This is a genomic window from Chryseobacterium sp. MMO-72, assembly GCF_037146035.1.
GTDB classification, from domain to species: Bacteria; Bacteroidota; Bacteroidia; order Flavobacteriales; family Weeksellaceae; genus Chryseobacterium; species Chryseobacterium indicum.
Genome location: NZ_JBBCWG010000022.1, coordinates 20479 through 41961 on the forward strand (window position 1 = coordinate 20479; position 21483 = coordinate 41961).

Annotated in this window: 14 protein-coding genes; 2 read left to right on the forward strand and 12 right to left on the reverse strand. The window is 36.2% G+C overall.

The window, feature by feature from the left end:
* Positions 1-396 precede the first annotated feature (396 nt).
* On the reverse strand, positions 397-2799 hold the full coding sequence (pheT, locus tag WFH39_RS20265) for a phenylalanine--tRNA ligase subunit beta (protein WP_336691234.1): 2403 nt from the start codon (positions 2797-2799) through the stop codon (positions 397-399).
* A gap of 589 nt (positions 2800-3388) precedes the next feature.
* Positions 3389-4519 (reverse strand): DNA polymerase III subunit beta, encoded by a 1131-nt coding sequence (dnaN, locus tag WFH39_RS20270; RefSeq protein WP_076394496.1) that lies wholly within the window; start codon positions 4517-4519, stop codon positions 3389-3391.
* 197 nt (positions 4520-4716) lie between these two features.
* On the opposite strand from dnaN, the gene WFH39_RS20275 reads away from it, so the two are divergent.
* Positions 4717-5073, forward strand: a complete 357-nt coding sequence (locus tag WFH39_RS20275) for a diacylglycerol kinase (RefSeq protein WP_336691235.1) — start codon at positions 4717-4719, stop codon at positions 5071-5073.
* 4 nt (positions 5074-5077) lie between these two features.
* On the opposite strand, the gene WFH39_RS20280 is transcribed toward WFH39_RS20275, so the two are convergent.
* From WFH39_RS20280 to purB, 7 genes are all read right to left on the reverse strand, one after another.
* The gene (locus tag WFH39_RS20280; RefSeq protein ID WP_336691236.1) at positions 5078-7036 is read right to left on the reverse strand and encodes a TonB-dependent receptor plug domain-containing protein; all 1959 of its coding nucleotides are present in this window, start codon (positions 7034-7036) and stop codon (positions 5078-5080) included.
* A gap of 208 nt (positions 7037-7244) precedes the next feature.
* Positions 7245-8765, reverse strand: coding sequence for a hypothetical protein (locus tag WFH39_RS20285; protein ID WP_336691237.1), 1521 nt, complete (start codon positions 8763-8765; stop codon positions 7245-7247).
* The gene (locus WFH39_RS20290) at positions 8765-9730 is read right to left on the reverse strand and encodes a hypothetical protein (protein ID WP_302718412.1); all 966 of its coding nucleotides are present in this window, start codon (positions 9728-9730) and stop codon (positions 8765-8767) included. Before WFH39_RS20290 ends, WFH39_RS20285 begins: the two co-directional genes overlap by 1 nt.
* 15 nt (positions 9731-9745) lie before the next feature.
* Positions 9746-10780, reverse strand: coding sequence for a hypothetical protein (locus tag WFH39_RS20295; protein WP_087706294.1), 1035 nt, complete (start codon positions 10778-10780; stop codon positions 9746-9748).
* 156 nt (positions 10781-10936) lie between these two features.
* Positions 10937-14635 carry a phosphoribosylformylglycinamidine synthase gene (locus WFH39_RS20300; RefSeq protein WP_336691238.1) on the reverse strand — a complete coding sequence of 1233 codons (3699 nt, stop codon included), beginning with the start codon at positions 14633-14635 and terminating at the stop codon, positions 10937-10939.
* Between the two features lie 42 nt (positions 14636-14677).
* Entirely contained in the window at positions 14678-15694 is a 1017-nt protein-coding gene (locus WFH39_RS20305) for a hypothetical protein (RefSeq protein ID WP_336691239.1), read from the reverse strand.
* A 46-nt stretch (positions 15695-15740) separates the two neighbouring features.
* Positions 15741-17168 (reverse strand): adenylosuccinate lyase, encoded by a 1428-nt coding sequence (gene purB / locus WFH39_RS20310; RefSeq protein WP_185204883.1) that lies wholly within the window; start codon positions 17166-17168, stop codon positions 15741-15743.
* 229 nt (positions 17169-17397) lie between these two features.
* On the opposite strand from purB, the gene WFH39_RS20315 reads away from it, so the two are divergent.
* Positions 17398-17547 carry a bacteriocin-like protein gene (locus WFH39_RS20315; protein WP_336691240.1) on the forward strand — a complete coding sequence of 50 codons (150 nt, stop codon included), beginning with the start codon at positions 17398-17400 and terminating at the stop codon, positions 17545-17547.
* A gap of 38 nt (positions 17548-17585) precedes the next feature.
* On the opposite strand, the gene WFH39_RS20320 is transcribed toward WFH39_RS20315, so the two are convergent.
* The 3 genes from WFH39_RS20320 to WFH39_RS20330 form a co-directional block, all read right to left on the reverse strand.
* Positions 17586-17996 carry a hypothetical protein gene (locus WFH39_RS20320; protein ID WP_336691241.1) on the reverse strand — a complete coding sequence of 137 codons (411 nt, stop codon included), beginning with the start codon at positions 17994-17996 and terminating at the stop codon, positions 17586-17588.
* Positions 17997-18107: 111 nt separating this feature from the next.
* Positions 18108-20435 (reverse strand): beta-glucosidase BglX, encoded by a 2328-nt coding sequence (gene bglX, locus WFH39_RS20325; protein WP_336691242.1) that lies wholly within the window; start codon positions 20433-20435, stop codon positions 18108-18110.
* A 174-nt stretch (positions 20436-20609) separates the two neighbouring features.
* Positions 20610-21317, reverse strand: a complete 708-nt coding sequence (locus WFH39_RS20330; RefSeq protein WP_336691243.1) for a prolyl oligopeptidase family serine peptidase — start codon at positions 21315-21317, stop codon at positions 20610-20612.
* Positions 21318-21483: the final 166 nt, after the last annotated feature.

Consider the following 21483-nt stretch of genomic DNA (forward strand, 5'->3'; position numbering starts at 1 on the left):
ATAAAATTGTAATTGAATATGATTTATCGGAATTTAACCTGAGTTCGGGATAAGTATTAAACGCAAGGTTAAACAAAGAGATTCAATTATCAGGAATTCATTTTTTAAGATATACAAAGGCGTAAAACTTATCAAAGTAATACCATTTTGTCTTTTTTAAATAAACGAAGTGTCTTTGTTTAGCTGACAAACTTTCAATAAATAAAAAAAATCTTTTGTTTTTCTTTGCGATAAAATAATACAACGTTATAAATCAATTATTTAAACTTTTTCTTATCCCGAACTGAGGTTAATTTAATAAAATATTCAATCTTTAAACTATTGGCAATTTCGGTTTTTGCCCATAAAAAAAACGGACAAATGTCCGTTTATATTGTATTCGAAAGATAATTTTTTTTACCCTCTTAATTCTGCATTGAATTCTTTCTGGAAAGATTTGATTAAGGAATCCATTACCGCAGTAATTTCTTTCTCTTCAAGAGTTTTTTCCTCGTTTAAAAGTTCGAAACTCATTGCATAAGACTTCTTGCCTTCCGGAAGATTTTTCCCCTCGTAAACGTCAAATAAATTAATATTTTTCAGGTACGGAGATTTATTTTTCTTTGCCGTCTGATAAAGATCTTCGTAATTCACGTTTTTATCAATCAATAAAGCAAGATCTCTTCTGATTTTATTGAATTTAGGAATATCTTTGAATTTCAATTGATTTTCAGAACGTAATTTCTGCGCAAATTCAAGTTCAATTTCGGCGTAGAAACATTCCTGCTCAATATCGAAATCTTTCAGCATCTGAGGAGCTACTTTCCCGATTCTTACCAAAGCTTTTCCGTCCGCTTCATATGCTAAAGCATCAGAAAATCTTTCATCAGATAAAGCTACTTCTTTGCAATCAACACCTAATCTTTCCAGTAAAACTTTTACATAAGCTTTCAGGTTATAAAAACTTGTTGCAGATTTCGGCTGCAGCCAGTTTTCCGCAACGTCTCTTCCGGAAACAAGGATAGCCAATTGCTTTCTTTCCTCGTATTGATCTCTCTTATGATAGATTTTTCCGAATTCGAAGAATTTAATATCCTGATTTTTTCTGTTGATATTGTAGATTGCATTCTGCAAAAGCCCTTCCAGTAAAGACTTTCTCATAAATGCCAAATCGCTGCTTAAAGGATTTAGTAATTTTACGGCATCTGTTTCATCTTTCAGCGAAGTCAATGAATTGTTCATTACTTCATTGAAACCTAGTCCCTGTAACGTTCTTGCCCAGTTATTTTCAAGCTCATCCTGATCCTGTGCAGCCAGTTTTACCGGCGTAAACGAAATTTTCTGAGGAGCATCGATCTTATTGTACCCGTAGATTCTTAAAATCTCCTCGATCACGTCAATTTCTCTGGTAACATCTGCTCTGTAAGCAGGTACAGAAATTTCATAACCATTCTGAATTTCATTTAAAACCTGAATTTCAAGGGCTTTTAAAATTTCTTTTACTTTTTCTCTGTGAATTTTGGTTCCTAAAATCTGCTCGATTTTTGAAAATCTGATGATGACATACTGATCTTCAATTTTCTTAGGATACTGTTCCAGCAATTCTCCCACAAGTTTTCCTTCAGTAAGTTCCTGAATTAATTTTATGGCATGCGTAATTGCTGTTCTTGTAATATTAGGATCTACTCCTCTTTCGAATCTGAAAGAAGCATCGGTATTCAATCCATGGAATTTTGCCCCTTTTCTTACCGCAACCGGATTGAAATAAGCACTTTCCAAAAAGATGGTAGTTGTTTCAGCAGAAACTCCTGAATTCGCACCTCCGAAAACTCCAGCAATGCACATCGGCGTATCTTTTCCGTCTTTAATGATGATTTCGGAACCGTTTAAAGTTCTTTCAACACCGTCTAAAGTTGTGAATTTTGTTCCTTCCTTTACTGTTCCTACTTTTACTTTTTTATCTGCAATTTTATCTGCATCAAAGGCGTGAAGCGGCTGTCCGTAACCGTGAAGGATATAGTTGGTAATATCTACAACGTTATTGATGGGGCTTAATCCGATGGCTTTCAGTCTGTCTTTCAGCCAAGCCGGAGAATCTGCCACTTTTACGTTTTCGATTACCGCTCCGATGTATCTCGGACATAATTCTGCGTCTTCCACTTCTAATGTAAAATCGTGAGAACCTTCGTTGTTCAGTGCAACAGAAGATACTTTTTCGAACTCAGATTTCTGCTTGTTTGTGGAAAGATAAGCATGAAGATCTCTTGCAACCCCGTAATGAGACATTGCATCGGTTCTGTTCGGCGTTAAACCGATTTCCAGAACTTCATCGTTTGTTATTTCAAAATAATCTGCGAAATTTTTTCCGACTTCAAACTTTTCTTCATCCAAAATCATAATTCCGCCGTGATCGTCGCTAAGACCCAATTCGTCTTCTGCACAGATCATACCCTGAGAAACTTCTCCCCGGATTTTTGCTTCTTTGATCTCGAAAAAGTTTCCGGTTTTATCATAGATTTTTGTTCCTACAACTGCAACAGGAACGGTTTGTCCGGCTTCCACATTGGGAGCTCCGCAAACGATGTTTAAAATCTTTCCGTTTCCTACGTCTACCGTTGTCTTTTTTAATTTGTCTGCATTCGGATGTTTCTCGCAGGTTAAAACCTTACCTACAACAATTCCTTCCAGGCTTCCTTTTATGCTTTCAAATTTTTCTATCCCTTCAACTTCAAGTCCTATATCTGTAAGGAACTCACCGATTCTTTCAGTTTTCAGGTCCGTTTTGATATAATCTTTAAGCCAGTTGTTTGATATTTTCATCTGATAAATTATTATTTTTCAAGGTTAAAAGAAACCCTGTTTATTTTGAAAATTTTACTTGAATTTTTCGCGCTACAAATATCGTGTTTTTTTAAGAAACAGAGAAATGTGAGAGAAACTTTAAGAGTTATTTAGCAGCTTTCTTTTTCCTGCCGGATTAACAAGACATTGTCATTTCGAAAAGCGAAACACCGCAGCAATCTGAAAACCTTATTTTTAACGCAAAAGATAGCTAAGAAAAGTATTGTTAAATTCTGAATATTGTTGTTCGCTAAGGCGTTCTACTCAGCAAGTGAAAGCGGAATTTAAATCTGTCATTACTGTTTCTTAAACTAAGCCTCGATTTCTACTTGTAGATGTATTCCGGAGATTACTTCTTCTCTTTGTTCATTGCAAAACGGCGGACTGCAATTCTAGCCCCGATTGCAGCTTTGTTTGAGCTCATTTTGTTAGGATTTGGCTGCGGCAGCTTCGCTGCCGCAGCCAAATCCTAAGTAAATAGCGAGTGCGGAAAGCGGGAAATAGCTCCTAAAAAATAAGAGGTTCTGAAAAAATCAAAACCTCTTATCCTATTTTATTTACGTTAAAATTACAATCCGATGACCGGCATTGATAACATTAAAATACTTTCGTTTTCTTCAAGACCATCAAGAGGTTCGATAATTCCCGGTCTGTTTGGCTGAGACATTTTCATGGTAATATCGTCTGAACCAAGAATCGTTAACATTTCCGTTAAGAATTTAGAGCTGAAACCGATGTTGATGTCTTCTCCGTTGTAATCGCAAGGAATCTGCATATCTGCTTTGTTTGCATACTCCGTATCTTCTGCGTGAAGGTGAAGAATGTTTGCAGAAAGCTTAAATCTTACCTGATTGGTCGATTTATTAGACATGATGGAAGCTCTTTTAATGGCTCCTAACAAAAGATTTCTGTTGATAGTTAATACATTAGGGTTCTCTTTTGGAATTACCGCTGTATAATTCGGATATTTTCCGTCGATTAATCTACAGATCCAAACGTGTTTTCCAAAAGTGAATTTTGCCATGTTCTCGTTGAATTCGATTGTTACGTCTTCATTGGAACTCGCTAAAATATTTTTGAAAATGTTTAATGGCTTTTTAGGCATGATGAATTCCATTGGTTCGGCATTCATCAGATCTTTTCTTTTGTATACTACCAGTCTATGAGAATCTGTAGAAACGAAGTTGGTTTCATTTTCTCCAAACTGGAAAAGAACTCCCGTCATTACCGGACGAAGAGAATCGTTACTTGTGGCGAAAAGCGTATTGGTAAGGGCTTCAGATAAAACTCCTGCAGGCATGGTAACACTTTGTGCGGCATCAAATTCCGGCAATTCCGGATAATCGTCCGCGTTATCCAATGCTACGGCGAAGTTATCTTTTTCATCTAAAATCTCAAGCTGACTTCCTGTTCCTTCTGCATTATCCTTCACAACCAACGTAAGAGGCTGTTCTCCGTAAGTCTTGATGAAGTCCTGGAAAATCTTTGCAGGAACGGCAAATTTACCCGTATCATCAGACTTTGCCTCAAGAGAAGTTACAAGAGTCGTTTCGCCGTCAGACGCGGTAATGGTAACCTGAGTTCCGTCTAATTCAAAAAGATAGTTTTCTAAAATCGGTCTCGACTGAGAGCTTGATATTACGCCACTTACAGTTTGCAAAGCCTTCTGTAGTTCACCACTTGAAATAATAAATTTCATAGATTTAAAAATAAATTTTTACAAATATAATAAATAGAAAACAGAATGAAAAGAATAATTCTGAGAGTTATTAACATCTATCAAAATAATTTCACAACTTCTCCTGCTCTGGTTTTTGATGCCCTAAAACATCCTAAAGCACTAAAGATAAGGATTTTCTTCAATGAATTAACTATATTTGCAAATAAACTTTAAAAATGCGAAAACCTCCTGTACACAAGAGTTTACGAAATGCTTTCCGGGGTGTTTTTCTCATGATGAAGCATGAAAGAAATTTTCAGCTTGAATTTGCTGCTTTCCTTATTAATGTGTTTCTGATTTTTTATCTGAATCTTTCTTCTACAGACACTATTTTAATTTTAATGGTTTCCTCCGGCGTCTTAGCTGCTGAAATTCTGAATACCGCCATTGAAAAAATCTGCGATTTTATTCATCCTGAATTTGATCAAAGGATTGGTTTCATCAAAGATATTTCTGCCGGAGCGGTTTTACTGATGGCGATTGTTTCTGTAATTGTCGGAATTTTTGTTTACTGGAAGTATATTTTCAATTAACTTATCAAAGCTTCCATTTTACCGACAGATTAACTACTCTTCCGTCTATCGGAGCCCAAAGCGGATAAAATGTGGGACTGCTTATGTTGCCGGAATAGAGAGATTCTTTTTTACTTTGTCTGTAATCCAGAAGATTTTCTCCGTTCAGGACAACGATAAAATGTTTCCCGATATCTTTGGAAATCATTGCGGCGGTAAACAGGTAAGAAGGAGTGCGGCTGTAATCTAAACGATATTGTTTTCCGTTATAAGATGCCTCAACCCCTAATTTCCATCCGTTTTCAAAATCTTTAACACCCGTCATTGCAGCCCTGTGTTTCGGAGTAAGAGGAATATAATCATTGCCTTCCAGAAAATTATATTTCGCTATTGTAAAGGTATAACCAAAATACAGCTCCCATTCATCAAATTTTCCTTTGATATATGTATCAAAACCTTTTGAAACAACAGATTTGGATTCGTTGTAGAAATATATATCTCCTGTAGAAGTTTGATGAGCAATTACCGGACTGGAAATTTGTGTAAGAAAAAATGCCTGATTGATGAATATTTCATTTCCACTGTCAAATTTCTTTTTATAGTTAAACTCCAGATTGTAGCCTACAGATTTTTCTGCTTTTGTATTCTGCGCATCAATTGGCAGCAGTTTTTCTAAAGAATAATCTACATTCTGCGCAGCAAGTGCATTAGGAACTTTATAGCCTAAACCAATTCCTCCTCTTGCAGCCCAGTGTTCATCAAAATGATAAATACCGGCAAGGCTCGGCAAAAAGAAACTACCGTATCTATTGGTAAAATCATTACGGATTCCTGATTCTATGGTCGCTTTTTTTAACTTGGTTGTGTTCTGAAGAAAAATTCCGAAAGAATTATTCTCAAACGCCGGAATCTGAAAAGACTGAAAAGATTTAGGATTAAATTTGCTTCCCTGAAAATCTGCTCCTAAAACAAGCAGGGTATTTGTAAATGGCCGTGTATAGGTAAGTTCTGAGAAATAATTTTTCTGATTGGCGGTCAGAAAATTCTCATTGCTGGTGAAATCACGGTTAAAATCACTTAAGCTGTTTTTAAATTCGAGTTTAGAATTATTGCTGAAATTTTGCTGGTAAATAAGATCGAATGTATTTCTTTTAAGTATATTTTTTTCAAAATACTGATGGATATTATCACTATTATTACGTATTACCTGCATATCGCCTCCGGTATTTTTATCGAAACTTCCTGTCCATCCGAGACTAATTGCTGAGCTTTCTGAAGGATAAAAGAATACTTTGGGATGCAGAACCAGAGAATTTGTTTTGGGTACATCAGAAAACCCGTCCTTATTTACGTCTTTTGCATTCTGTGATGTTATCCCACCGAAGAAAATATATCCGAACCTGTTCATTTTTTTGGACGCAAACATATTTAAGTTTTTTTCGTCCAAAGTAGAATAATTTGCTAAAAACGTCAGTTCCTGTTTTGCAGTAGGCTTTCTCGAAATAATATTGACCAATCCTCCAATAGCTCCTCCTCCATATAATGTAGATGCGGAGCCTTTTATGAGTTCTACCTGCTGCAAATCTAAAGGCGGAACAGAAAGAACGCCCAATCCTCCACTGAATCCATCGAATAAAGGCATTCCATCGCGCAATATCTGGGTATACCTTCCATCAAGCCCCTGTATACGAATATTGGAATTACCGGAAACCGGACTGCTTTGCTGGATCTGTACTCCGGATATATCCCCTAAAATACTTCCTATTCCTGCAGGTTTTATTCCGCTTTCTTCATTCATTTCTTCCTTTCCCAGAACTTCTACCTTTTGAGGTGAATTTTCTATTTTCTGTCCGGTTCGGGAAGAAGCTACAATGGTAATTTCCTCTATCTCTTTTTCTTTATTCTGCAAAGTGTCTGCAACTTTCTGCTGTGCAGAAGCAAAGAAAGACATTAATGCAGCAGCGAAGAATACGATTTTTTTCATTATCGGAATTTGATACAAAAATAAGAAACAATTATCACTGTGTTAAGTTTTAAAATTAATTGTTAAAGTATTATTTAAAACTTTCCTTATAAAAAAATAACCGTCACTAAGGACGGTCATTTTGCTTTTATGATTGCTTTTCGTATACTCAATATGAAAATTCTGCTTCTTTTTAAATAAGCTATCCTTTTTAAAATTACAAAATTAATTATTTAAAGATGGGTATGAATTTTAAATCTCCTGTATATATTGTATCAATCCCTGAAATTTTAAAACTTTCCTTATTATTTTCGAAAAGCTGTTTGGAATAGTCTTTCTTTTGATATTTATAATATTTTTCTACGCTCTGCGGATTCGCCTTAAATACAAAACCTGTAACAGAATCAATTTTTAAGCCTGCCGTCAGCTTTCTGTTCATTTCATTTAGGATCAGAGGTTCTGCTTCTGAATTAGGTTTTGGATTCAGTGCAGAGACTGTAAGCTCGGAAACCGACTCTGTTGTTACTTCTGGCTCGGGTTCATTGTAAACAATCTGTTTTTCAGGCTCTTTAAAAAACTGAAACCATGTTAAACCTGAAACTGCAGCGAGTAAAAAAACAGAAAGAATAATTGTTGCTGTTTTAAAAATATTGGACTGCTCTGTTTCCGGTTCTTTTCTACCGGAGTTGCTGTAATAAGAAGATGAATACACAGGAATTTCACGTTCCCGAACTAATCTTGGCTGCGAAACAGAATCCAGTTCCGGTATTCCTAAGTTTCTGACGTTTTCTAAAAAAGTATTTTTATCTGCCTTGTAAGACTGCGTTATATTATTCAACATAATACTGTCGGCGGTTTTCAATTGGTTCAGAAATTCATCAATTTTCTGAGAGAAAGCATAGTAAACTTCGTTTAATTTCTCTAAATTTTTCTCAGATTCTTCTATCTTTCTGCCGTTAGCAAGATGCAGTTCTTTATTTCTTTCAATTTTAGATTTAAAATCTTCACCATTCTGTTTTCTGGAGTTTTCCCATTTTATTTTTTCATTTTCAAATTCCGTAACGGTTTCATGTATTTTACGTTTTCTTTCGTCGTTCAGTTTTTTGATTTCATTTTCAAACCCATCTTTCTGAACAAACTGAAAAATATTTTTCTGGTGAACAAATTTTGCGATGTCCGAGCTTTCTGTGAAGTAAATTGTGTCATATACATTCAGCAGATCAACGGCTTTTTTCAGAATGATCTGTAATGCGGAAGGATTTGTTTCACAATATACCATCAGTTGACGGCTTGTACTCTGTACGGAATCGAAAATATCTATTTTTTTCAGATTAAAATTTATTTTATCAAAATCTGCAGGCTTACCAATTGAGAAATTTTCTGAGTGATTTACCGTAAGTGTATCGTTCTGAACGTTTCTGCTGATAAGATTGGAGTGGAATTCGTTAAGACAGCGGACGGTAATATTTTCTTCTGCAATTTCGTCTGTAAACATAATACTGGAGCCGATAAAAGATCCTTCCCGCGCCGAAGTAGGTTCTTTGGCATAAGTATAAATGGTGTAGGTTATTATATAAGAACCATCTTTATATTCTTTCCGTAGAGAATACAGTTTACTGTTCGGATAAATAAGTACAGCTCCTCTTATGTCTAAAGTCTTTATTTCTACGGGTGTTCCTGCAAAAAAAGTCTGGGTAAAGCCATTGGGATTTCCAAAAGTTCCGAATGCAATTAAATTAACACTGCTCATTAATTTGTAAGACTAAATTTTATACGTTCCCAAAAAGTCCCTTCATAAGACAGCGGATAACCCACAATGCTTTCATACAACCACTCTGATAACTTCTGCGCTCTGTCTAAATTCAGAATGGTTATCTGATTGGTTTCTTCATTAAGCTCTCCCACGGTGTAGAATGTTTTTGCCAGACCATAGGTATCCATTGCAGTAGAAGTCATCGGAAGCCTTTCCTGAATAAAATCATCTAGCTCCGCCGAGGCTTCCACATTGGCTCTTCCGGATTTATCCCATTTTGAGATGACCAGAATAATATTGACGGATTTTAATTTTTTCTCATACTTTTCAAGCTTATTTAAAAAAGTGTTGATTAAAATATCATCTTTATGCGCGCTTTCATAGCTTGTTACAATTATAAATGTAAGAGGAAGATTGGCAGAAAGATAGGTTTCTATGCTGCTGTGATAGCTCCCTCCCCTTTTTATTTCGTTATGATTTTCTCCTGAAGTTTCTAAAAAAGTAAGGTTAATGGGATTTATTTTCTTAGATTTATTGTTAGGTTCGAAAACAAGATCCAGTCTCGTTACCTGATCTTTTACTGTTCCTGCAGGTAAAATCCCTTTACTGATGTTTTCAAAAAAATCATACAGAAGGCTTTCTGCTTCAGCGGTATTTGGTGTCCCTATTTTGGGTCTTATAACCCCTGCTTTCGATCTGAGATAATAAAGCATGGTTGCCAAAATAACAGATTTCCCAGAAGAAGCAGTTCCGAAAAAAAACACGAAATTGCTGTCTTTATTTTTAATTTCCGAGACATTGCCTTTTGCAATAGGAACAAAACGATCGTTCACAGCTTCTTTGTTATGGTCTAAAGACAAAGGCTTCAGCGCGTCTTCTTCATCAAAATTCAAAGGTTTAAGAACTTCCTCCTGATCTTTATCAAAAGACAATGGTTTCAAAGGTTCATTTTCCCATTCCATATTTTATACTTTGTATTAGATTATTGTTTTTCCGCTGCGTTTGCTGGTAAAGATACTTTCGCTGCTGTTTCCTGTATTTCTGTTAGTTTCTGTTGGCATTAAAAGAATGATAAACATAATACCGAAATCCAGTAATATACATCCTGCTAAAACAACCAACTGAAACATCCCGAAATTCTTGATGGCATGGCTGAAAGCATATCCTATTTTTCCTACTTCCTGCGTTTCAGAATGGGTAGGCTCAAATTTCAGTTTATCTTTTCCCAAAATAGATTCTGCTTTTGATCCGAGTCTGTTATACTCTGTTAAAGATTTATCAATCTGCCCTTGAGCCATTAGGTTTATTACATCAGGATTCATCTGTAAAAGATTCTGAATTTCTTTATTCCATCGTACGGAAGCATTATTAATATCACTCATCAGATTTTTTTCTTCCGGAGTAAGGTTATAAACCATCTGTACGATCTGTTCTTCCATTCTGTCGGCAAGATCTGCATATCCGTCAGGAGTTTCACTTACAGGTGTAAGAGGCGTTACTTTTTTGCCGATCATTTTTTCAATTCTTGCAATAATTTGTCTTGCTTCCGGTCCGATCCCGACATTTTTAGGATCACTGATCTGAATTTTCAGAAGATTTAATTCACTTCGGATCGCCTGTCTTGTCTTAGCATCGGGGACGGAGTAATTCAGCTTAGATTCTACATCCGTTTCCAGCGCGCTGAATTTTTCGTTAACATTACGCAGTTCTGTTGTATAAATATCGGTTCTCATAAACCTTGTATACAATGCATTGAAATTGGCAACGAAACAAAATGAAGCAAAGAAAAAATAGATCCAGCTTAGTGAAGAAGGAGACTGTCCGCTGGTTTTTGCCCTTCTTATCTGCCAAAGTAAAAAAAGCAGGATAAGAGAAAGCACCAAAGCAATAACAAAGGAGCTCCCTCCAAAAATCTGCTGTAAACCGAGCCAGGTCTGGTAAAAACTAACACCGATAAGCATTACAGCTAAAATACCGAGAAATAAATCGGTTGCAGTAATTTTTGTTTTCATAGTTAAAATTTTTGTTTAAATCTTTATTTACAGCGGCAATTTATTACGGTTTTCAGCATTTTCTTTACGGTTTTCCGTAAATCAGGAAAAATTACAGTAAAAAGAAAAATGCCTCCGTTATGTAACGAAGGCATTTTATTATTTATTGATGGTCTTTTACTTGAAATACTCCACTCCATTTTTAAAGATGTTGTGATAATTTGCGGTTGGAATATTTTTAAACAGACCTTCAGCAAAACGTTCCGGATGTCCCATTCTTCCGAAAATTTTTCCGCAAGGACTTGTGATCCCCTCAATTCCGAATAAAGAATTATTTGGATTAAAAGGCATTCCGTGAGCTATATTTCCTTCTAAGTCTAAATATTGTGTTGCAATCTGTCCGTTTTCATATAGCTTCTGAATTTCCGCTTCCGAAGCCATGAAACGACCTTCCCCGTGAGAAATTGGAATCGTGAAAATCTGATCCTTCATTCCTTTTAGCCAAGGAGATTCGTCATTTACGACTTTTACATTGACCATCTGGGAAATATGTCTTCTGATCGCGTTGTGAGCTAACGTTGGAGAATTTTCATCTAAATCTTTAATTCTTCCGTAAGGCAATAATCCGGATTTAACCAACGCCTGAAAACCGTTACAGATCCCGATAATCATTCCGTCTCTGTCGAGCAATTCGTGAACGGCATTTCTCATCTTCTCGTTTTTCAAAACGTTAACGATGAATTTTGCAGAACCGTCTGGTTCGTCACCCGCAGAGAAACCTCCTGAGAAGGCTAAAATCTGGGAAGTTTTGATCTCCTCTACCCACGCATCAATACTTTCATCCAATAATTGATGATTGATATTGATTAATGGTAAACTTTTAATTACAGCTCCTTCTTTTGCGAAAGCGTTCAATGTATCGTATTCGCAGTTTGTTCCCGGAAAAACCGGCGCAAATACTTTTGGCTGAGCGATTCCGTGTTTCTTAATGATGATATTTCTTGGGTTGACTGAATTTAATTTTTCATCCAACGCAACCGTTATTTTTTCTTTTTCAACTGTCGGGAAAAGATTTTCGAAAGTATTGGTGTTTGCAGCTAATAATTTATTGATGGAAGTTTGAAGATTGTTGATGGTTAAAACTTCATTCGCAACAACTTGACCTATCAATTGAAGATTTACAGAACTTAATTCTTCTTTAGATTCTATAATTAAGCTACCAATTCGCTTGCTGAGCAATGCCGAAGCATCATCTACTGTAATGTCTGCGCCCAATCTGTTTCCAAAGCTCATTTTTGCCAAAGCAACCGCAACTCCACCTTCTTTCACTGTTTTTACTGAAACGATTTTTCCTGCTTTGATATTTTCGAATATGAATTCATAAATATCTTTTAAAGCATCATAATTCGGAAGTCCGTTTTCCTGAGCAATATGATTGAATAAATATACTTTATTTCCTTCGTTTTTAAATTCAGGAGAGATAATATTTTTCTTTTCACCGTTTGCACAGGCGAAAGAGATTAATGTTGGCGGCACATGCAGATCCTGATACGTTCCGCTCATTGAATCTTTCCCACCAATGGCTGCCAAACCGAAATTAATTTGCGCATCGTAAGCTCCCAAAAGAGAAGCCAAAGGTTTCCCCCACTTTTCAGGATTCTGACCTAATTTTTCAAAATATTCCTGAAAACTGAATCTGATATTTTTATAATCGCCACCCATTGCAACGATCTTCGCAACACTTTCTACAACAGCGTAAGAAGCTCCTAAAAGTGAATTTTGCTTAGAAATCTCTGCATCGAATCCCCAACTTGCTAAAGAAACGGTTTCGATATCTTTTGCTCCGATGATTGGCAACGTCTGAACACTTCCTTCCATTAAAGTCTGCTGATATTTTCCACCCAAAGGCATCGCAACCGTAGTTGCACCAATTGATGAATCGAACATTTCCAGCAATCCTTTTTGAGAAGCTACATTCTTATCGCTTAAAATTTTCAGGAAATTCTCTTCAGTAAATGCTGGAGTTTCTTCTTTTACTTCATTCAGGTGGGTAATTTTAACTTCCTGACTTTTTGAACAGCCGTTCGTATCTAAAAATGCTCTTGAAAGATCCACGATTTTATCTCCTTTCCAGAACATCTGCATTCTTCCTGAATCTGTCACTTTTGCAACTTCCACAGCCACAATATTTTCAGCTTCACAGAATTTGATAAACTGTTCTTTATCTTTAGGTTCTACTACAACTGCCATTCTTTCCTGAGATTCGGAAATTGCAAGCTCGGTTCCGTTTAACCCTTCATATTTTAGAGGTAAAACATCTAAATTAACTTCTAAAGAATCTGCGATTTCGCCAATTGCTACAGAAACTCCTCCCGCTCCGAAATCGTTTGATTTTTTAATCAGTCTCGTTACTTCAGGATTTCTAAACAATCTCTGGATTTTACGTTCTTCAACTGCATTTCCTTTCTGAACTTCAGAACTCATCGTATGGATAGAAGTTTCGTCCTGTTCTTTTGAACTTCCGCTTGCTCCTCCAACACCGTCACGACCTGTTGCTCCTCCTAAAATAATGATAGAATCACCATTTGCCGGTTTTTCACGTCTTACCCAATCCACAGGAACGGCTCCCGCAACGAAACCAACTTCCATTCTTTTGGCTTTGTAGCCTTCATCGTAGATTTCAGAAACCATTGTAGTTGCTAAACCGATTTGGTTCCCGTAAGAGGAATATCCGTTTGCCGCCTGTTTCGTGATTGTTTTTTGAGGCAATTTTCCCGGTAATGTTTTATCAACCGGTTCCAAAACATCTGCAGCACCTGTTAATCTCATCGCCTGAAATACGAATGAACGTCCGGACAAAGGGTCTCTGATAGCGCCACCTAAACAAGTTGAAGCACCACCAAAAGGTTCAATTTCTGTCGGGTGATTGTGGGTTTCGTTCTTGAATAATAAATACCACGGTTCTTTTTTACCATCGTATTCTGCTTCAATCTGGATCGTACAAGCGTTGATTTCGTCAGAAACTACCAGATTTTCTAACTGACCTGTTTTATGGAAATATCTTCCGCAAACCGTAGCCAGATCCATCAAGGATATAGGCTTCAATTCGCGTCCTAAGAATTTTCTTTTTTCGATATAATCATTGAAAATAGTTTCCAATGTATGTTTAAACTGTCCTTCGAATTCGATATTAGACAATTCTGTTTCGAACGTTGTGTGACGACAGTGGTCGCTCCAATAGGTGTCTAAAACTTTAAGTTCTGTTTCCGTAGGATTTCTCTGTTCCGATTTAAAATATTCCTGAATGAATTTTAAATCGTCCAACCCTAAAGCAAAACCGTGATTATTAAAGAATTCCTCAAGCTGAGCATCATCGAAATCGATAAAACCTTCGTGAACAATAACTTTTGAAGGAGTTTCTTCCGCAGGAATGTTTAAAGTTGATAAATCTTTTTCCTGAGATTCCACTTTATTGATTAGAAGGTCTTTGATTTTTGCTAAATCAGATTCGGAAACACCTTCAAATTCAATGAGTTTCCCGCTTCTTACTTTAGATTTTTCATTTCCCGTTAATAAAGCAATGCACTGTTGGGCAGAATCTGCACGCTGATCATATTGCCCAGGTAAAAATTCCAATGCGAAATAAATTCCCTGTGCAGGATTTTCTTCGATTAAAATATCAGTAACCGGATCTACGAAAGTGCTGTTGACCACTTTTCCGAATTCACCGTCATTTAATCCAAAAATATCGTAAACATTATAAACCTTTACGCTTTGGATCGACGGAACAACCGCTTTTACTTCATCAAAAATTTTTGGACTTTCTACATCGAAAATTCCTCTTTTTTCTACGAAAATTCTTTTGTTTTGAGACATTAGATGTCAGATATTTATATATTATTAGACTTATTAGTTAATTTACTCATCTTTGTTAAGATCAGTTTTATTGCGGGAATTTACAATAAGATAATACTTTTGAGAAGTATTATAATCGATTGAATTTTCCTGTTTCCACTTTTGGTAGCCTTTGTAATCAAATTGATGATTTTCAGGAGGAACTAATAAATAATAGTAACTCTCCATCAAAAATTCATCTATAAATCCGGATTCTCTTAGTTTTATAAAGAAGCCAATTAGATTATTTGTTTCGTAACCTCCTTTGCTTGGTTTCGGATTTTTTTCCGTTTTATAGTCAATAAAACCATTAATACCAGCAATCTGATAGTTTAAAAGTATACCTGGAATTCCTGATGCTCTTTCATATTTATTGATATTTTCATAGATCCACCTCATCTTATTAGTTGCACTACTCATAGCACTTCTAAGCATTAGAGAATCACGAAAACAGGCTTTTGCGTAATAAATATTTGAATATTTCGTCAAAGGATTTTTTTCAACAATTTTTGATGGCATTATTTTTTTCAAAAACTCATCCTGTCTGTTATCCAGAGCCAAAGTATCATTTCCTTTCTGACTTGTTTCCGAAACAAATATCCAAAATCCTGCATCATAAACCCTTACATTAATTAATCTGTCAAGATGCTTAAAATAAGTGCTTATCCCATTAAGCTTGAATTTACCTTCTTTAAAGGTAACCGCTTTATTGACAGCTTCTTTAGGACCATATCTTCTATTTCTTAGATTTTCAAAATAATAATTAAAAAGCCTTTCTTCATCCAAACGTCCTAAAACTATTTTGAACTGAAAAAGCTCATTGTTACTTTTGTTTTCATACTCCGCAGAAAGAATACTGTCATTTTTGGAATTAGTAAACAGGGCAGTTCTGGTAAAATTCCCGAAACTCGCCGGAACCGAAATTCCTGAAACAGAGTGATTAAAATCGGTATCAGATTCAATTTTTTTATTCAGCTTTAGTTCCTGAGAAAATATCATCACAGGAAATACTGTTAAAATAAAAAATGTAAAAATCTTCATATTCAATTTAAATAAAATATGCAGCCCAAAAGGACTGCATACCATATTATACTTTAAGATCAGCTTCTAACCCAATCAAATCTTTATTTGCATCAATAATCGGCTGAACTTCATTGGCAATGAATTCTTCCGTCTGAATGGGCGCAAAACCGATGAAGTTTTTAGGATCGAGAACTTCTTTTAATTTTGATTTATCTAATTTTAACGAATCGTCGTTCAGGATTCTTTCGATAAGATCATTTTCTTTACCTTCTACTTTTACCTGCTTGGAAGCTTCCATAGAATGAACTCTGATCACTTCATGGATTTCCTGACGGTCACCACCAGCTTTCACTTCTTCCATGATGATGTATTCTGTCGCCATGAAAGGAAGTTCTTCCATAATATGTTTGTTGATTCTGTTAGGATAGACCACAATTCCGTTCATGATGTTGTTCCAAATTAATAGAATTGCATCAACAGCTAAAAATGCCTGAGGAATGGTTAATCTCTTATTTGCAGAATCGTCCAATGTTCTTTCAAACCATTGTGTTGAAGCGACCATTGCAGAACTTGTCGTTAAAGACATGACGTATTTTGCCAAAGCTCCGATTCTTTCGCTTCTCATTGGATTACGTTTGTAAGCCATTGCCGATGAACCGATCTGGTTTTTCTCGAATGGTTCTTCAATTTCTTTCAGATTTTGAAGTAAACGTAAATCGTTGGTGAATTTGTGTGCAGATTGAGCAATATTTCCTAATAAAGCAACTACTTTAGCATCAATTTTTCTGTCGTAAGTCTGTCCGGAAACGCCAAAAACTTTCTCGAAACCGAATCTTTTTGACAATTCTTTATCTAAATGCTTCACTTTAGAATAATCTCCGTTGAAAAGCTCTAAGAAGCTTGCTGCTGTTCCCGTTGTTCCTTTTACCCCTCTGAAACGTAATGTTTCTAAAAAGAAATCAAGCTCTTCGATATCAAGGACTAAACTCTGAAGCCAAAGGGTTGCTCTTTTTCCTACCGTTGTTAATTGCGCCGGCTGAAAGTGTGTAAATCCTAAGGTTGGTAAATCTTTATACTGAATTGCAAAATCTGCTAAGTTTTTAATAACGTTAACCAACTTTTTCTTTAAGATTAAAAGTCCGTCGCGAATCTGGATTAAATCGGTGTTATCTCCTACAAATGCTGAAGTTGCTCCCAAATGAATAATTCCTTTTGCTGAAGGTGCTACATCACCATACGTATGAACGTGAGCCATTACATCATGTCTGAATTTTTTCTCGTATTCAGCAGCTTTTTCGTAATCGATATTTTCAGCATTGGCTTTCAATTCGGCGATTTGCTCGTCTGTAATGTCAAGACCAAGATCTTTTTCGATTTCAGCAAGGGCAATCCAAAGCTTTCTCCAGTTCTGGAATTTATTATTGTGAGAAAAGTTAAATAACATCTCTTCGCTTGAATAGCGTTCTTCCAATGGATTTTTGTAGGAATTCATTCTTTTCTTTTACTTTTTTTAGATATGCAAAAATACGGTTTTTCAGTGAGAGATAAAAATGGTTTTTTCTTAGAAATGCTTATCTGTGTTTAAATGAAACCAGACAGCAATAATGAAGGAAAACTTTCATAAAAAAGCCGTAGAAAATATTTTTCAACATTAAATGAATTATTATCAGATTTATTTTTTATTTTAGCTTCTACAAAAGAAATATTAAATCAAATTAATTATGAAAAATTTAAAAAAATTATCAAAGTCAGCCTTAAAAAACATTTCAGGAGGATGGGTACCTCCTCCAGGAGAAAGTTGTCCTGCAGGCAGTTGTCAATATAAAGAAAATGGACCTTGCAGACCGTATAATGCTAATCTTTGTATTTAAAAACTAAAAAACAGGAAACTAAAATTTCCTGTTTTTATTTATTGATAAATCACCACATCATTTTTCTTGATCTGGTAACCAGTTTTCTTATAAGGAATCAAAACGTAGCTGTCTTTGATGTGCTTTCCGCTTTTCCAGAGTTTGCTTTTTCCCTGTCTGTCGAGAATAATGCTGTTTGCGCTTCCGTCGGGAATAAAAATTTCGGCTTTTTTCATATTTTTACTGAAAATAACTGCCGTTGATGTGCTGTAACTTTTGTCTGAGTTTACCTCGTTCAATTTAATTTTCTGTTCAAAAACTCTTACGCAATCATTTTTGATCTGAGAGTAGGTATAGCCTGCGGAAGCTTTGCAGCCGTGAACATCTTTGTCTCCGCCCACGACATGCGTTTGCTGTGAAAAGACTAATGAACCCAGGAACATCATACCAAATAAAATTGTTTTTTTCATGTTTTTAAATTTTAAGTTTTCAATCTGTTCAAAATTGTGCCAAAGAACCTTATGAGTTGCCATGTATTCAAAAATACAAAAAAAGCCACTCATTGTAAGCGGCTTATAAAATTATTTTGTCCAGTTGATTTTGGAATGTTTCACATCAGATGAGTTGGTTCCGATCATGATATCAAATTCACCCGGTTCCCAGTCGTATTTCAGATCTCCGTTGTAGAATTTCAGGTTTTCCGGAGTAATATCGAAGGTAACTTTTTTAGATTCCCCTTTTTTCAACATCACTTTCTGGAAGCCTTTCAGTTCTTTTACGGGTCTTGTAATGCTTCCTACCATATCTCTGATATAAAGCTGAACTACTTCTGCTCCATCATAATTTCCGGTATTCGTTACGGTAACGGATGCCTGAATGGTCTGATTTCCTTTTGGATTTGCATTGGAAACTGTAACATCAGAATAATTGAATTTTGTATAGCTTAATCCATAACCAAAAGGATACAACGGCGTGTTACACTCATCCATATAATTGGAACGGAATCTCTGGTATTCACATTTATCAACCAGCTTCTGATCTAACGGGCGTCCTGTATTTTTAGCATTGTAATAAATCGGAACCTGCCCTAAACTTCTTGGGAAAGTCATCGGTAGTTTTCCTGAAGGATTTACTTTTCCGAACAGCACATCAGAGATTGCATTTCCTGCTTCGGAACCTGCAAACCAGACATTAAGAATTGCATCCGGAGTATCTTTAATGTTTGTTAAGGCTAAAGGACGACCTGTGAAAAGAACAACAGCTATTGGTTTTCCTGTCTTTTTTAATTCATTTAAAAGATCTACCTGAGACTGTGGAATGGTAATTTCTGTTCTCGAAGATGATTCCCCGCTCATTTCAGCAGATTCGCCGATTGCCAGAACAATAACATCCGATTTATTGGCAACATCTACCGCTTCTTTTAATAAAGCTTCTTTTGAACGGTTGTCTCTGTCGGTTTTCTTACCGTGCGCTGCATAAATGTCTTCCAGTTTTGCATCATAATCAATATTAGCTCCTTTTGCAGAAATGAATTTCACTTCTTTGCCGAAGTTTTCCTGTAATCCCTGCATGAGATTAACCGCTTTCTCATGTTTTGCTGCAACGCTCCATGTTCCTGCCATGTTCAGAGAGTTATTAACCAATGGTCCGATTACGGCAACGGTTCCTGATTTCTTTAAAGGCAATACCTGATTGTCGTTTTTCATCAAAACCATGGATTGTGCTGCCACATTTCTGGCAATGTTTCGGTTTTCCATATTGTACACCTCTTTTGCAGCCAGTTTTGCATCTCCGAATTTATAAGGATCTGAAAACAAACCTAAGTCGTATTTCGCTTCAAGAATTCTTTTTGCTGCCATATCGATCTCAGCTTGGGTCACTTTCCCTTCTGCTAAAGATTTTTTCAGGGTGGTTAAAAATCCTTCACCTACCATATCCATATCAATACCTGCTTTTAAAGCCAATGCGGAAACTTCCTGAAGATTTCCCATCCCGTGATCTACCATTTCATTGATTCCGGTATAATCGGTCACTACGAAACCTTTGAAATTCCATTTGTTTCTTAAAACTTCGGTTTGCAGCCATCTGTTTCCTGTTGCCGGAACCCCGTCTACTTCGTTGAAAGAAGCCATTACAGAAGCTACTCCTGCATCTACCGCTGCTTTGTAAGGAGGAAAATATTCGTTGAACATTCTTACGTGGCTCATATCCACTGTGTTGTAGTCTCTTCCTGCTTCACCTGCGCCATACAGCGCGAAATGTTTAACACAAGCCAGAATATTGGTTCCGTTGGCAAGGTCTTTCCCCTGATAACCGTAGACCATATTTTTTGCCACTTCACTTCCTAAGTAAGGATCTTCACCGGCTCCTTCGGAAACTCTTCCCCATCTTGGTTCACGGGAAATATCCACCATTGGCGAGAATGTCCAATTGATTCCGTCTGAAGCGGCTTCTTTAGCGGCTATTCTTGCAGACTGCTGCACCAAATTCATATCCCATGATGCGGCTAATCCTAATGGAATCGGGAAAGTTGTTTCGTAACCGTGGATGACATCCATTCCGAAAATCAATGGAATTTTAAGCCTGCTGTTTTCCACTGCAACTTTCTGAACGGCTCTGATTTTATCTGCTCCTTTTATATTGAAAAGCCCTCCTACTAAACCCTGTTCGATTTTTTTTCCGATGTCTGAACTTTTAGCCAAACCGGTAGTAAAATCGCCTGAACTTGGTAAATTAAGCTGTCCGATTTTTTCATCTAAAGTCATTTTCGACAAAAGATTATCCACAAAAGCTTTCTTTTTAGCCTGATACTGAGCCGTCTGATACGATTGAACGGGCTTCGTTACCATTTCCTGTGCCGAAAATACAGGAGCCAATGCTAAAGTGGCGATTACAATTAACTTTTTCATAACTCTATCTTCTTTTAATTATAGTTCTATTTTTAATTTTTTGTTTATCTAAACGAAAAGTCGAAAAGTTTTTTTTAATTATCCTGCCTATTTTCTGTTCGCGAAGGTAATTCTATAAGCTAAGTATGAACCATTCATTCAGCAAACACTTTTCGTTTAACGATTTATACTAAATTATTTCTCTTTTCTTTTTGACAGCATCCATTCGTATAATTTAGGATTGGAATAGGTTGAATCCCAGGAATTATGATTGTCATTTGGGAAAATCGTCAATTCGGCAGAGGGATTTACAGGATGCAGTGCCTGATAAAAATTAAATGCATTTTCCGGTAAAACAACATCATCCATTCCGCCATGAAAGATTTTAATATTCAGATTTTTGTACTGATGAATGTTGGCGTACATTACTCGGTCTGTAGGCGCACAAACCGTAACGACCGCCGCAAACATTTCGGGATGTTCCATTGCGAGTTTCAGTGTTCCCCATCCTCCCATTGAAAGTCCGGTAAGGTAGATTCTTGAAGAATCCACTTTATATTTTGACTGAATTTCTTTTATTAAATTATAAACTGTTTCTGTATCCCACCATGTATTTTCAGGACATTGAGGTGCTAAAATCGCAACCGGTTCTTTTATTAAATTTTTGTAGGTAAACGGACTGTGCGCTTTTACGATTTCCAGATTGTTTCCTCTTTCTCCGGAACCGTGAAGAAAAACAATAAGCGGAACATTTCCTTTTGTATTCTGAGGAAAATCCAGAATGTAAGAGATTTTTTCCTGTTTTTTTATTTCTTTATTGAGTTCTGCTTTTATTTCCTGCGCATTTGCTTTTAAAGAAAATAAAAACGGCAGCAACAAAGCGTATTTTAATTTATATTTCATATTAGAATTTGTATGTTTTGGTTGTTCCAATTTAACCATTCTTTTTTTAATAGCCCCGATTGAAGCATTTGTCTGAGCTCATTTTAGGGATTCGGGGGGGGGGGGGGGGGCGCCCCCCCCCCCCAAAACAAAGAAAAGTGTAGTGGGCGATCCCCCCCAAAAAAAA